This window comes from Chloroflexota bacterium (genome assembly GCA_016219275.1).
Classification (GTDB): domain Bacteria; phylum Chloroflexota; class Anaerolineae; order UBA4142; family UBA4142; genus JACRBM01.
In genome coordinates this window covers 83,994-98,114 of sequence record JACRBM010000054.1, presented here as the reverse complement: position 1 = coordinate 98,114, position 14,121 = coordinate 83,994, and the positions used below count along the sequence as shown (strand labels likewise).

General features: G+C 55.6%; 17 protein-coding genes. 2 read left to right on the top strand and 15 right to left on the bottom strand.

The annotated features are described in order from the left end of the window. Window positions 1-190 precede the first annotated feature (190 nt). Both HY868_14275 and HY868_14270 read left to right on the top strand, forming a co-directional pair. Window positions 191-589 carry a methylated-DNA--[protein]-cysteine S-methyltransferase gene (locus HY868_14275; protein ID MBI5303297.1) on the top strand — a complete coding sequence of 133 codons (399 nt, stop codon included), beginning with the start codon at window positions 191-193 and terminating at the stop codon, window positions 587-589. A 162-nt stretch (window positions 590-751) separates the two neighbouring features. Next, window positions 752-1,852: an FAD-dependent monooxygenase gene (locus HY868_14270; GenBank protein MBI5303296.1), complete on the top strand. Its 1,101-nt coding sequence runs from the start codon at window positions 752-754 to the stop codon at window positions 1,850-1,852. A gap of 2 nt (window positions 1,853-1,854) precedes the next feature. On the opposite strand, the gene HY868_14265 is transcribed toward HY868_14270, so the two are convergent. From HY868_14265 to pdxS, 15 genes are all read right to left on the bottom strand, one after another. Continuing rightward, a complete protein-coding gene (locus HY868_14265; protein MBI5303295.1) occupies window positions 1,855-2,328 on the bottom strand; it encodes a hypothetical protein in 474 nt (157 codons plus the stop codon). Continuing rightward, the gene (locus HY868_14260) at window positions 2,298-3,140 is read right to left on the bottom strand and encodes a hypothetical protein (protein MBI5303294.1); all 843 of its coding nucleotides are present in this window, start codon (window positions 3,138-3,140) and stop codon (window positions 2,298-2,300) included. The genes HY868_14265 and HY868_14260 overlap by 31 nt, the downstream gene beginning before the upstream one ends. A gap of 91 nt (window positions 3,141-3,231) precedes the next feature. Continuing rightward, on the bottom strand, window positions 3,232-3,555 hold the full coding sequence (locus HY868_14255; protein MBI5303293.1) for a cupin domain-containing protein: 324 nt from the start codon (window positions 3,553-3,555) through the stop codon (window positions 3,232-3,234). 77 nt (window positions 3,556-3,632) lie between these two features. Further along, window positions 3,633-5,120 carry an ATP-binding protein gene (locus HY868_14250; protein ID MBI5303292.1) on the bottom strand — a complete coding sequence of 496 codons (1,488 nt, stop codon included), beginning with the start codon at window positions 5,118-5,120 and terminating at the stop codon, window positions 3,633-3,635. Between the two features lie 75 nt (window positions 5,121-5,195). Further along, window positions 5,196-6,464, bottom strand: coding sequence for an adenylosuccinate synthase (locus tag HY868_14245; GenBank protein MBI5303291.1), 1,269 nt, complete (start codon window positions 6,462-6,464; stop codon window positions 5,196-5,198). A gap of 28 nt (window positions 6,465-6,492) precedes the next feature. Beyond that, window positions 6,493-7,857, bottom strand: a complete 1,365-nt coding sequence (purB, locus tag HY868_14240) for an adenylosuccinate lyase (protein MBI5303290.1) — start codon at window positions 7,855-7,857, stop codon at window positions 6,493-6,495. A gap of 51 nt (window positions 7,858-7,908) precedes the next feature. Then, window positions 7,909-8,253, bottom strand: a complete 345-nt coding sequence (locus HY868_14235; GenBank protein MBI5303289.1) for a hypothetical protein — start codon at window positions 8,251-8,253, stop codon at window positions 7,909-7,911. Beyond that, a complete protein-coding gene (locus HY868_14230) occupies window positions 8,250-8,579 on the bottom strand; it encodes a hypothetical protein (GenBank protein ID MBI5303288.1) in 330 nt (109 codons plus the stop codon). The genes HY868_14235 and HY868_14230 overlap by 4 nt, the downstream gene beginning before the upstream one ends. Before the next feature lie 7 nt (window positions 8,580-8,586). Continuing rightward, window positions 8,587-9,705, bottom strand: coding sequence for a radical SAM protein (locus tag HY868_14225; GenBank protein ID MBI5303287.1), 1,119 nt, complete (start codon window positions 9,703-9,705; stop codon window positions 8,587-8,589). 45 nt (window positions 9,706-9,750) lie between these two features. Beyond that, entirely contained in the window at window positions 9,751-10,632 is an 882-nt protein-coding gene (locus HY868_14220) for a glycosyltransferase family 2 protein (GenBank protein MBI5303286.1), read from the bottom strand. 8 nt (window positions 10,633-10,640) lie between these two features. Further along, window positions 10,641-11,336, bottom strand: a complete 696-nt coding sequence (locus HY868_14215; protein ID MBI5303285.1) for a Uma2 family endonuclease — start codon at window positions 11,334-11,336, stop codon at window positions 10,641-10,643. Window position 11,337: 1 nt separating this feature from the next. Further along, window positions 11,338-12,204: a class I SAM-dependent methyltransferase gene (locus HY868_14210; protein ID MBI5303284.1), complete on the bottom strand. Its 867-nt coding sequence runs from the start codon at window positions 12,202-12,204 to the stop codon at window positions 11,338-11,340. A gap of 87 nt (window positions 12,205-12,291) precedes the next feature. Further along, on the bottom strand, window positions 12,292-12,549 hold the full coding sequence (locus tag HY868_14205) for a hypothetical protein (GenBank protein MBI5303283.1): 258 nt from the start codon (window positions 12,547-12,549) through the stop codon (window positions 12,292-12,294). Between the two features lie 13 nt (window positions 12,550-12,562). Next, window positions 12,563-13,162 carry a pyridoxal 5'-phosphate synthase glutaminase subunit PdxT gene (gene pdxT, locus HY868_14200; protein ID MBI5303282.1) on the bottom strand — a complete coding sequence of 200 codons (600 nt, stop codon included), beginning with the start codon at window positions 13,160-13,162 and terminating at the stop codon, window positions 12,563-12,565. A 62-nt stretch (window positions 13,163-13,224) separates the two neighbouring features. Beyond that, window positions 13,225-14,115: a pyridoxal 5'-phosphate synthase lyase subunit PdxS gene (gene pdxS / locus HY868_14195; protein MBI5303281.1), complete on the bottom strand. Its 891-nt coding sequence runs from the start codon at window positions 14,113-14,115 to the stop codon at window positions 13,225-13,227. Window positions 14,116-14,121: the final 6 nt, after the last annotated feature.

Genomic DNA, 14,121 nt, shown 5'->3' with positions numbered 1-14,121 from the left:
GTTGCTCGAATGGCGGCGACGCGAGTCCATTCCCCCGTCCACGCGTCGCGCGGCGATACGCGCGCAGTTGATGCGCGCGTATGGCGAAATGCAACTCGCAGTTTTTGCAACGCGCATCGGTTGGCTAGGCATCGCGTTTTCCGAGCGCGGCATCGCGGCATTGCATCTACCACGCGGTTCGCGCGCGCAAATGTTGCGCGATTTGCAACGCGCGTTTCCCGATGCCACAACTGTGGACGCGCCGCCTGCCGACCTCGCGCGTGAATTACGCGAGTACGCTGAAGGTCATCGCCGCGAATTCGATGTGCGCTTGGACTGGTCTTTGGTGAAACCGTTTCAGCGCGCGGTGTTGCAAGCCGCGCATCGTATCCCGTTCGGCGAAACACGGTCGTATGGTTGGATCGCGCGGGCGATTGGCAAACCCGGCGCGTCGCGGGCGGTCGGTCAGGCGCTCGGTGCGAATCCGTTGCCAATCATTCTGCCTTGCCACCGCGTCATCAGCAGTGACGGCGGGCTGGGTGGATACGGCGGCGGGCTGGCGCTCAAGCGTAAATTGCTCGCACTCGAAGGCGCGGCGGTGAATTTATGATTTCAGATTTAGGATTTGATGAAATGGATTGTGCCACAGCCATCCTTGCGAAAGTAACGATTCTTGGCAAAGGAGACCACATTCCACTCCAAGATGCGCTCGAACCTTCGCAAGGGTGAGCAGTCACTGAACCAATCGCAAATCCTAAAATGACGGAGGCGAGTGACCGAGTACGATATTCTGATTGTTGGCGCGGGACCAGCGGGTTCATCTGCCGCGATTCAAATCGCGAATCGCGATTCCGATCTCGCGCGACGCACACTCGTTATTGATAAAGCGGTATTCCCACGACCCAAACTGTGCGGCGGCGGCGTGACGACACACGCGGACGCGTTGCTCGCGCAGTTGCGCGTCACGGTGGATGTGCCGTCGTTTCCGATTCACGCGATTCGGTTTGTGTACGACGATTTGCGGTTCACGTTTCATCAACGCGATATCTTTCGCGTTGTACGCCGTGAAGAATTCGATATGGCGTTGACGCGTATCGCGCGCACACGCGGCATCGAACTGCGCGAAGATGAGGCGTTGCGTGATTTGCGACGCGATGAGCGCGGTGTGGAGATCCAAACGACGCGCGGGAGCTATCGCGCAAAAATCGTGATCGGAGCGGATGGCGCGAACAGTGTCGTCCGCCAAAAACTGGGTCTGGCGCGCTGGGATCGCATTTCGCGCTTGATGGAAATTCTCACGCCGGCGGACGCGACTCGCGCGCCAGAGTTTATCGAAAACACGGCGGTATTCGATTTCACGCCGATAGCGCGCGGCGCGCAAGGTTACTACTGGGACTTTCCATCGTTCAAGCAAGGCACGCCGGCGATGAATCGCGGCGTGTTCGATTCGCGTGTGCATCCCGATTTTCCGCGCGCGCCACTCAAGCCGATTTTCGATGAATCGCTCGCGCGACGAAACGTCGAATTGGACGAGGCGCGTTTGCAAGGACATCCCGAACGGTGGTACGACGCGGCGATGAAGCATTCCTCGCCGCGCGTCTTGCTCGCGGGTGATGCGGCGGGGACCGAGCCGTTGTTCGGCGAAGGAATTTCGCACGCGCTCGATTTCGGCAAGTTCGCGGCGAACGCGGCGATGCGCGCGATTGAGCATGAGGATTTTTCGTTTGCCGATTACGAACGGCGTATCGCGTGGAGCGCGTTGGGGCGACGACTGCAATTCAAGCGACTGGTCGCGCACATTGCCTACGGCAAGCGCGGCGATTGGTTTTATCGTGCGGGGTTTCATGCATTACGTATGATCTTCGGCAAGTAGGTTTATGTCAGTGGAGATTTCAGTCCTCGCCAGATAGACACGCCGATCCAGATGATGCCGCCAGCAATCATACCAATGCCGGTGAGAATCAGTCCCAGAAAAAAACTGTTGATGATCTGTGCCCGAATCAGGTAGCTCATCACCGTTGCGACGATGACACCGTCGGTGGGTGGCTTGGAACTGAGAAGGCGCGGGTTAAAGAACGCGGGTCCGAATATCCAGCTAAATCCAATGATGACATTGACGATGCCATCAAGGATCATAATTATGCTCGCGAGAAAAACCAGATTGTTTTGCTTGGCTCGAAGTTGTGGTTGATAATTGACTTGCACCTGTTCCAGAAATTTCTTGGCGTCCTGCCAATGCCAGCCACTCTGTAGACAGATTGAGGCAATCACATCATCCTGGTTGCGTTCATCCTCAAGTTCGCGCAAAACGAATTCAGCTAGGGCTTGGTTTTTTTGATCTTGTTCCATGTGTAAAATTCATCAATGATAAACATGAGAGCAGAATGCGCTTGACGCGCGAGAACCGAAATCAAGCGCGACAATTTTAACATCGCGATGCACGCGAGTCCCCACAATGGAATGATCCACAGCGGCGGCGCTTCGCCCGTGATATAGGTCCACTCGCGCATTGTTGTGCCCAGCCACTCGTACGTTCCTCCCAATAACATCCCGCACAGATACAACTCGAATGCTTCGTCGAGATTGAAGCGGTACGCGATCAACGCGCTGCCGACCAGGATGCCCGCGGCTAACATCGCGTCGAGTCGTCCCGACCAATCTACCGCCGTGAGTTTTGGCGCGCTGATGGCAAACGTAAGTACGGGTAGCGCGATGAACGACGCGAGCATAAACATAGGACGCGGATTAACGCGGACGAACGCGGACAGATTATTTTTATCCGCGTTCGTCTGCGTTAATCCGCGTCCCATAATCAACGCACGCAAATGTGTGACGGTGAGCAAACCGATTGCCCACAACGGCGGCAAATAATCCGGCGGAGTTTGCCCGTTCGAGTACGTCCACACGCCGCGCGTCGTGCCCCACCATTCGCCCCAGTAACCGAGCGCATACGCCGCGACGAACAACGGCACATCCGCGCGCCAATCGCTTTGATACAATACCAGCGCGATGACGGTGAAAAGTGCGAGCCAGGCAGACAAACCGATGTAATCAAAAATTATTCGCGCGTTCTCCCATCCGCCGAGTGCGTACTGATAAATGATCCAAAGAAAAAAGAGACGCGCGAGGAATGTGAGGATGTGGTTGCGATCAAAGCGCATGGGGAAAAAGTCTGGAAAAAGCGCGACAAGGAAACGAGGGAAATGAGGTCACCGTTTCCCTAATTTCCCTGGTTTCCCTATTTTCCATGTTCTACTTGCGATAATCTTCGCGTGCTGGATAGAAGACATCCATAAACCGGCAAGGTGTGATTGCTTTGCCGGAATGTTTGACGTTTGCCGGAATTACGATGACCGACCCAGGTCTCACAGTGCGCGTTTCACCGACGAGCGTGAATGTGAATTCACCTTCGAGCACGATCGAGATTTGCTCATGCGGATGCGCGTGCTCCGGCAAAATTGCGCCCGCATCAATCTGCCACGACGACAGCGTCATGTTCGCCGAGTGGACAAACCGTCCGTGAAAACCTGGGACGATTTCGTGTTCGGTGAGATCGTTCAATTCGATGAAAGGCATAGGGTGCTCCTGTCCGAAACCCGCGTGATTCGTCACAGGGTGCCGGTTGTTTGGAAAATCGTTGCTGGCTGGCGCAGTTAGCGCAGCAGTAATAATGTCGAAAGTGGCATCGCGACAATGCGCGGATCGTCAATGTCAACCGATTCGTTGAGCGTGATGAGCAAGCCAAATGGCGCATTGTAGACGGAGCGCTCGATGAAACTTCGCAAGCCGCGTGTGTCGCTGTACTCAATCCGTCGGCGATATTTCACTTCGATTGGGATGCGTTGTTCGCCAACCGTCAAGACGAAATCCACCTCTGGCTCTGCGCCGCGTTCGGGAAAATGCGCCACATCCAAACCGAGAATCGAACTGACGAAATATCCCACGACACTTTCGGCAACGTGTCCAGCAAGATCGGAGAGATGAGGTTGCGCCGCCAGTCCTTCTTCGGTTAAGGGCACGACTTCTTGCAGCCAACTGGCGCGCAAGGCGTGATCGCACAAGCACAACTTAGACGCGCCGCGGCGGCGTTTTAGACGCAATTCGAGTGGCTCTATCAGGCGCACCAGGAGCGTACCATTCAAAAAGCGCAAGTAGGCGAGAATGCGTTGCCACCCGATATTCGCGCCCATCGCGCGCTTGAGTTCATCAAGATAAAGTGGTTGGTTCGGGGATTGTCCGATGTAACGACACGCGACGCGGAAAACCTCCTCCAATAATTTTTCATCGCGGCGGCGTCCTTTCTCGCCGATCCGCAAATCGTGTTGGATCACGCGGCGGATAATTGTTTCATTCAGCTGATCAGCAAGTTCCTCCCAGGGACGCTCGGCGTGGACGTGTGCAATAGGATACGCGCCGCGTTCGGAAAAAGCCGCGAATGCCGCATGACGCGTTTGGGTATGTTGCTGTCCAAACGAAGCAAGATCCTGCCAAAATTTTTTATCCTTGAGCGGGGTAAGCCCGTTGAATGGCAAGAAAGCGGGAATCGGAGCGAACCCGCGCAAGGCGGAAATCTCGCGTAAATAGAGTGGTCCCATTTCAACCGTACTCAGACGTCCCGCGAGACTGTCGCGCCCCATCTCGATGCGAAGTGCGGAACTACCGGTCACCATCACGCGGACGCCGTGCAAATCAACAAGGTGTTTGAGTTGCGGCGCCCAATCCGGGAGATTTTGAACTTCATCGAAAAACAAAAAGGCAGGTCGTCCATCACGGTCGGCAGTGTTAAAAGTTTTACCGAGAATGGATTGTTCGAACCAGCGCGAGAGTTCAAGAATTGGCTCGCTCAATTCCAGCAATGAGGGCAGTTCGTCGAACTGGACGCGCAGGATGCGTTGCGGCTCCACGCCTTCGTCAAGGAGCTGTTGGATGATCTGTTGTAAGAGTGTCGTTTTGCCGACTTGGCGCGCGCCGCGCAAAACAATGACCGGCGCGAGTCCTCCTTTAAGCCGCGCGAGAACCGGTTCGAACGCCCACCGTTTCAAGGGTGGAAGTTGCCGCATCGGTTGATTGTTCCACCACGGATTCGCGTCGCGCAAGTTTCGTTCCGCGCCTTGTTGAAGCCGTTGAAACAAAGTTTGCATTTGCGCCTCGGACAAGTTGGGGAAATCCTCTTGTCTGATCGTCATTATAGCCGGGGTCGGTTCAATTGACCAACTTTATCGCTTGATCGTCGCTTCTCTTTCAGGTCCGACCGAAATCCATTTGACCGGCACGCCGACCAACTTTTCGATGGTCGCGATGTACTGGCGCGCGCGGGCGGGCAGATCGGCGTACTTGCGCACGCGCGTAATGTCGGTGCGCCAACCGCGCAGTTCGCGATAAATCGGTTTGACCTGTTCGAGTTGGTACGCGTTGAGCGCGTAATAATGTGCGCGCTTGCCGTTGAATTCGTAGCCGACACAAATCTTGATCGTGTCGAATTGGCTGAGGATGTCGAGCTTGGTCAGGAACAAACTGTCCGTGCCGTTGACTTGCGACGAAAAGCGTACGACCTCGGCGTCGAACCAGCCGCCGCGGCGAGTGCGCCCGGTCGTCGCCGCGACTTCTTGGAGCGCGCGCCGGGCTGGGTCGGCGTCGTCGCGGATTTCGGTTGGCAATGCGCCCGCGCCGACGCGCGTTGTGTACGCTTTCGCGACGCCGACGATGCGCGTGAGCGCGCGCGGGGGTATGCCCAAGCCAGCGGTCGCCGCGGACGCGAGCGTCGTCGAGCCAGTGACGAACGGGTACGTGCCCCAGTCGGGATCGAGCAATGAACCCTGCGCTTGTTCGAGGAGCATTTTTTTCTTTGTGCTCATCGCTTGCTGAATTATCGGAAAAACTTCGGCGATATAGGGCTTGAGCGCGGCAAAGTATCCGCGATAATCGGCGAAGATTTTTTCAAAGTCGAGTGGCGCGCCGCCAAATGCGACAATGATTTTGTTTTTCAACGCGAGTTGCACGCGCAATTTTTCCGCGAACAGTTTTTCGTCCGCGACATCGCTCCAGCGCAGACCGTTGTAACTTACCTTGTCCGCAAACGCGGGACCGATGCCGCGTCGAGTTGTCCCCGTCGCGCCCGCGCCTTTCGCATCTTCGTACAATCCATCGAGGACTCTGTGATACGGCATGATCAAATGTGCGCGCGGCGAAATAAACAATCGTTTTTCCACGCGAATGTTCGCGTCGCGCAACGTGTTCAGTTCTTCGATGAGTACCGCGGGATCAATCACGACACCGCCGCCGACGAGACACTTGACGTGCGGATAAAAAATGCCGGATGGAATCAGATGAATCTTGAACGTGCCGAACGGATTGACGACGGTGTGTCCCGCGTTGTTGCCGCCGTTGTAGCGCGCGACAAAATCGAAATCACGCGCGAGATAATCAATCGCTTTGCCTTTGCCTTCATCGCCCCATTGCGCGCCGAGCACGACCGTGACAGACATGGTGCCTCCAATATTCAGTATTCAGTGGTTAGTATTCTGTATTCAGAACGCGTTCGACGATTGCTTCAGCCAATCCGACGTACGAGAACGGCGACAATTCGCGCAACTGCGCCTTGACCGATTCGTTTACATCGAGCGACGCAACCCAGGATTCGAAATCGTCGCGCGAGAAACACGCACCGCGCGTGAGCGATTTGAGTTTCTCGTAGGCATCCGCTACGCCCGCCGCGCGTAGGATCGTTTGCGCGCCTTCGGCAATGATCTCCCAATGCGATTCCAACTCGGCGCGAATCTTCTCTTCATTCGCGGCGATGCGCGTCAAACCACGCGCTAAACTGGTGTACGCGATGAGCGTGTGACCGAGCGCGACGCCGAACGTGCGCCGCACCGTCGAATCAGACAAATCGCGTTGCAGACGCGAGCGCGATAATTTGTCCGCGTAATGCGCGAGGAGTGAATTCGCGATTCCCAGGTTGCCTTCCGCGTTCTCGAAATCAATCGGATTCACTTTTTGCGGCATCGTGGACGAGCCGACTTCGCCGGCGACGACACGCAGTTTGAAAATGTCGTCGCTGATGTACCGCCACACGTCTTGCGCGAAATCAATCAAGATCGAGTTGGTCAAACGCACCGCGTCGAAAAAGCGAATCCAATTGTCGTACGGTACAAGTTGCGTCGTAACGAGATTCGGTTCGAGTCCGCGCGTGCGAATGAACGCGTCGCTGAACGCGAGCCAGTCTACTTGTGGCGCGGCAGCGACGAGCGCGTTGAAATTTCCGACCGCGCCGGTCAGTTTTGCTTCATAGCGATGCGCGGCAAGCATCGCGCGTTGTGTTTTCAAGCGCGCGAGGAACACGGCGAATTCTTTGCCGAGCGTCGTCGGCACGGCGGGCTGACCGTGCGTGCGTGCGAGCATCGGCGTGGCTTTGTGTTCGCGCGCGCGCGCGGCAATCTGCGCCATGATGCGGTCGAGCGCGGGCAGGATGATCGTATCGCGTGAATCGCGCAACGCAATCGCTTGCGCGATGAGGTTCACATCCTCGGAGGTCAAGCCAAAGTGGAGCCACTCGATCACATCGGCGAGCGAGGTCGCGCCGAGTTTTTCGCGCAGCCAGTACTCGATGGCTTTGACATCGTGCCGCGTGCGTGCCTCGATCTCTTTGACGCGTTGTGCGTCGGAAATATCGAAATTGGAAATTAGAGATTGGAGATGAGCGATTTCGGGTTCGGCGAGCGGACGAACGAGATGTGCATCGCGCGAGAGTGCGATGAGGTAGTCCACTTCAACGCGTGCGCGTTCGCGGATCAGTGCGAATTCGGAGAAATGGTCGCGCAGAGATTCAGTCTCGCGCGCATAGCGTCCATCGAGGGGAGAGAGGGCGGAGATGGTCATGTCGCTCATGCCAAAATAAACCAGATGCAGAATTGGCGATATACTCGCCGCTTATTTTAAAATTCTTTTGGAAAGAAGCGTGAGCACATCTTCCAAAGCGCGAACTGATGAATCGCTTACATCATCCGCGGTGTGAAGGTGATGTGGATGCGTTTTGATTTCTGGGTGGTGTGGCGCATTGTCCCAGCCCGCAATCAAATTGTCTGACTCGTCCAGCCAATAATAGCTGTATTTTATCAACGCACCGTCAATCCAGACTTGCGAAACTCGCAAATTACTTCCGTCCGCAAGCAGAAATTTCGCTTTATACTGTCCCAGTCCCTCGCGGATAAATTGATCGGAAGATTCGACGCGCGTAATGAGTTGGCGATAGTGTATGAGCAATGCGTCATTCACGGAAGGCTTGCCATTTCTTTCAGCGCGTGAGAGACATGCTTGGCACGCGCTAAGACTTGAGTCCAGAAAAACCAGTCATTGTAATCTTCATGCGCCTGTACCGTATTCAGTGCACGCAGTTTTTTTCGTTCGAACTCGGCAAGCGCAACGCCGTACTTGCGTTCATAGCGATGGATGCGCGCGAGCGCCTCACGGCTTTCTTTGGTGAGTTCGCGTGCGCGTTGCTTGGCGGCAATCCTTAGCGCGGTTCGCATCAAACGTTCGCGTTCGTCGCTAGTCAGCGATTCGATTGCCTTCGGCACACGTAATTCGATTTGCTCCATCATTTACCTCTCACGCTTTCGCCGTTACGACTAGGTCTTTCTTCCCAGGTTCAACCGCGCCGCCCATCCAAAACGCTTTCGCAATATCGCCGGTGTAAATCGCGTTCGGTTTCGCTTCGCATCCTGCCCAGCATCCCGGACATTTGCGAACGACCTCGCGCTGTTGTTTCGTCTTTTCGTTATACCACAATTCTTGGAGCGATTGCTGGCGCAAGTTGCCGACGACGGTTGGATAGTACACGCACGTCATCACATCGCCGTTCGGCATCAAGCGCATGTGATTGTGTAATTCGATGCACGGTGGCTTGGGGTCTTCGCGATTGAACAGCAAGCGGTTCTTCAAGCCGCGCACATAATACTTTTGCACCAGATATTCCGGAATATCGTGGATGCCATCGCGCCGATCGAGTTGATCGAAAATGTAATTGAGTTGCTCCGACGTGAAATCGGACATCGAGACCGATTTCATATCGGGCACATCTTTTTCCTTGTCCGTGTTCATGCGATAGAGTGTGTAATGATCGGTTGCGATTGCATAATGCACGCTCACGCCGAGTTTCGCCATTTCGTCGCGCAGCGGTTCGATGTGATCCCAGTTTTTGTCGGTGATCGTTTGATTGACGCCGACATAGAATCCGGACTGGTCGCGCAATTCAACCAAGCCGCGCAGAGTTCGCATCGCTTTGTCGTACAAGCCGCGATAGCCGCGAATCTCGTCGTGCCGCGCGCCAACCGCGTCAATCGAAAGTTTGAGATGTAGTTGCTTCGAACCAATCGCTTTGACGTACTCGAGAATGCGCTCGGTCATCACGCCCGCCGTCGTCACGTGGAGCACGGTCGGGTTCGTCTCTTCGAGAATCGCGCGCGTGATCTCGGTAAGGTCGCGGCGCAGGAATGGTTCGCCGCCAGTGATACGCAGCGAATCGAGGTGCGGAATTTGTTTGAAGACGTGACGGATTTGATCCACCGTCATATCGTCGTGGTCGGTCTTTTTCCACACGTCGCACATAAAGCAACGCAAGTTGCAGCGCCAGGTGACGATGAACGTTGCCATGTTGGGTAATTCGACGCGTCCAATTTTATTATTGACCACCGCTTTTGCGATGTTGACATACGTACCAAGTGCCATTCAATCTCCTGCCGAGTGCACTATGTGCACTATCACACGATCACACTATTCATACTTTTCGCGCCGAATCGCGCTGACTTGATCGGCAAGAATGCCGAACATGAAAATGATAATGCTCGCGAGAATAACGACGATTGCGCCGGAGGGAATGTTCAAACGTTGGCGCAGAACAACGTCGAGAATCCAGTATCCGATGCCGATGAAGAATAGAATCGCGCTCGTTGGCGCAAAGACGCGCAGCGGATCGAAAAGCGCGATGATGCGGACGATCAACATCAGCGTATTCAAACCGTCTTTGACCGGATTGACCGTGCTTGTGCCAACACGCGGCGCGGTTGTGATCGGGATATAAGCGATGTTGTACCCTTCTTTGAACAGTGCGAGCGTCAGTGTGGTGGTGAACGAAAAACCGTTCGGTAAAATGTGCAAGAATAATTTTGCCACGTCTTTGCGAAACGCGCGAAAGCCGGAATTCAAATCGGGAATGTCGGTTTGCGCGAGATAGTTCGCCACTTGAGACAAAAGCCATTTCCCCGGGCGGCGCAACAACGGAAAATTCGAGCCCTTGGCGCGCGCGCCAACGACCATGTCGTTATCGCCAAAATTGTCGAGCAGTTTGGAAATCTGCGCGGCGTTGTGTTCGCTGTCCGCGTCCATCATCACGATGATGTCGCCGGATGCCGCGCGAATTCCGGTCTTGAGCGCCGCGCCGTAGCCCTTGTTGGTACGATGGCGCATCACGCGAAAACCGGCGCGCTGGGCGATTTCGGCGCTGCGGTCGGTCGAGCCGTCGTCAACCAGAATGATTTCGGCGCGCTCTTTCCAAGCGCACAAACCGTCCACCAACTTGGGCATGCTGGCTTCTTCGTTATGGACGGGGATGATGATCGAGATTTTCGATTTGTGATTTTCGATTTGCGATTGCATCGGCGCGTTCAGCGTTGTTGTAGTTTTTTCAATTCAGCGCGCAGGCGTTCCACTTCGGCATCTGCGGCTTGCCGCGCGGCGGCTTCTTCTTCCGCGGCTTCCTGGGCTTCGAGCGGTGTCTTGAGCAGTTCGCCCGTGCGCGGATCGAACAAGCGCAAGTCACCTTCGATGATTTGCAAAGCGAGTCCTAGAATTGTGCTATGCAGTTTGGCTTGCGTGTCCGGCGTAATCGGCGCATAGTTGTTTTGTTCGAGGCGATAACCTTGCAGGGGCGGCTTGAGATATTCTTGATACGGATCGTGGATAAAATATTCCGTGACGCCAAGTTCGGCGTACAACGCGCGCTTGTTACCCAGGTCTTCGAGTCGCGTAGAGCGCGAAGTGATTTCGATGGCGACATCGGGCGCTTTACCTTCTTCCCACAACTTGTACGTGCGGCGCAGTTTTTTGTTGATCCCTTTGACGACGAACACGTCAGGCGAGATGGATGCCGCTGGGTTACCTTCCTCGTAGTACAGCATCAAGTTGCCAGACACATAAACATTCGGCTCGTTGCGAAAGTAATATTCGAGTGCGGTGCGGAGGTAGATCAGGACTTGGGCATGAAAGTCAGTTTCTGTCATGGGTTTACCGTCCGATTCGGGATAGATTACGCGCGCGGTGATGGGCGGTTCTGTTTTTGGTGGTGAAATAACCGTTGCCATTTTATTTCCTCACTTGCCCCAGCACGTACCGATGGTGCGCCCAAATTGCCTTGATCTGCCACGGGATCGGCGCGCGTTCGAGAAACGTATAGCGATCAATCATCGCTTTGAGTTCAGGACGGCGACCCAGATAATAGTCCATCGTGCTCCAATTCCATCCCGCGCCGGTAAATTGCGCGTCGAGTTTTTTCGATTGGATGCCGAGTCGTCGCAAAACCTGGGACGCCGGCATCACCGTGTCGGGCCACGGCGGCACGTCGAGCACGCCTTCGTCAATAAAGTTGATTTTGCAATCGCGCAGAATTCTCTTGATGCGGTTGATGTTCGCCCACGCTTCGTCCACGTAATTGACGAAATCGCGTTCGAGCAAATACTTGCGCATCAAGTAACCGACTTGCACACGGTTCGGCATCGCGACGAAAACGAGTTTGCGCGATACGCGCACGAGTTCGCGCAACAACGCTTCCGCGTTCGGCAGGTACCACAACCCCGCCCATTCCCAGGTCAGGTCGAACGAATGATCGTCGAATGGCAAGCGCGCGAAATCGGTGTGATGTGTGAAGGTCGCGCGCAAACCCAGTTCGTCCCAGATGCGCTCGACGCCGGCGAGACGGTCCGCGTGCTCGTCCACGAGCGTTACGGCGCAGCCGCGTTGCGCGAGGCGGACGCTGTTGATGCCGCTCACACCCGCCATTCCGAAAATGGGCGCTTCGAGGACGGAGCGAATGTTATGCTGGCTGACGATGCGGTCGAGATAATCGTTGAGGACGAGTCGTTCGTAGACTAGCCCCAGCCCTTCGTTGTAATCGGTGAGATATTTCTTCCAGCGATCAACGGGAATGGGTTGGCGAATCGGTGTGTCGGTCATCGCGAGGGAGTTTACACGATTTCGAGTGGTTTGTCGAATTGATTTGTGGATGCGACGGTTCAAGTATTTTTTTTGGAGCGACGAACGTCACTTGCTCTGGACCTCGTCCGGCTTGACGCCGATGAATGACAGCACGATTTCGGTGGGCCACTGGCGATGCTCGTTGAATGCGGCGCGCGCGTCGCTGAGCGCGCGAATCCGTTCGTTGCGATGTGAGGCAAATCTGCCGGGTTCTTTTTGTTGCATTAGCCACTCGATAATCCCGGCATTCGTGCCGTCGCTATTCGCAATACCATCGCGCAGATACTCGGTCAAGTAGCGTTTGTAAAGTTTGTGGTCGAGCATCGTGCCTCCGCTGTTATGAACTTGGCTTGAGTCGTTCGACAAAATATCGGTGAAATCGCGTGTCGCCGGTCAACTCGGGGTGAAACGAGGTCGCGAGCAAGTTGCCCTGGCGCGCGGCGACAATCGTGCCGTCGTCCAACTTGGCAAGCACCTCGACGTGTTTGCCGACGCTTTCCATCATCGGCGCGCGAATGAAAATCGCGTGGAATGGACGATGCGGGTCGCCATTGCTCGTGACGCTTGCGAGTGTGGGAACGTCGAGGTCTGCTTCAAAGCTATCCACCTGTCGCCCAAACGCGTTGCGCCTGACTTGCACATCCATCACGCCGATGAGCGGCTGACGCATGCCAACATCTTTCGCGAGAAAGATCATGCCCGCGCACGTGCCCCACACCGGTTTGCCGGCATGGCACATTTCCCGAATCGGTTCGATCAAACCGTACTCGACCGCGAGCTTGCCAATCGTCGTGCTTTCGCCGCCGGGAATGATCAGCCCGTCGAGATCGCGCAACTGTTCCGGTTTGCGTACTTCAATCGCGTCCACGCCGAGGGATTGCAAAATTTTGATGTGTTCGATGAATGCGCCTTGCAGCGCGAGAACTCCCACCTTCATGTCGAGTTATCCGTCTTGGGGCTGTAATTGGTAAATGGTAATTACCACTTACCAATTACACTTTACCAGCCGCGAACCGCGAGTTGTTCTTTTTCCGGAATCGCGCGCGCGGCGAGACCAGACATGGGTTCGCCCAGTCCGCGTGAAACTCGCGCGATGATATCGGGATCGTTATAGTGCGTCGTCGCTTCGACAATCGCTTTCGCGCGTTTCGCCGGATCGCCGGACTTGAAAATGCCGGAGCCGACAAAGACGCCATCCACGCCGAGTTGCATCATCAATGCCGCATCTGCCGGCGTCGCGATGCCGCCCGCGGCAAAGTTCACAACTGGCAAGCGACCCAGGTCGGCGGTCTCTTTCAACAATTCGTACGGCGCGCCCAGTTCTTTCGCGACGCGCATCAATTCGTCGGGGCGCATGTTTTGAATGCGACGAATCTCGCCGAGCACGGTGCGCGCATGCCGCACCGCTTCGACCACATCGCCGGTGCCGGCTTCGCCTTTCGTGCGAATCATCGCCGCGCCTTCGCCGATGCGGCGCAACGCCTCGCCGAGATTGCGGCAACCGCACACGAACGGCACTTTGAAATCATGCTTGGCGATATGATTTTCTTCGTCCGCCGGCGTCAGGACTTCACTTTCGTCAATGTAATCCACGCCGAGCGCCTCGAGCACTTGCGCTTCGACGAAATGACCGATGCGCGCTTTTGCCATCACTGGAATCGTGACCGCTTCCATGATCTCAACGATCTTAGTGGGGTCCGCCATCCGCGCAACGCCGCCCTCGCGACGAATGTCGGCAGGTACGCGTTCGAGCGCCATCACCGCGCACGCGCCGGCGTCTTCCGCGATTTTCGCTTGCTCGGCGGTCGTCACATCCATGATCACGCCGCCTTTGAGCATTTGCGCCAAACCAACTTTGACTGCCCAGGTTCCAACTTGTTTCTCTGCCATAGTTCT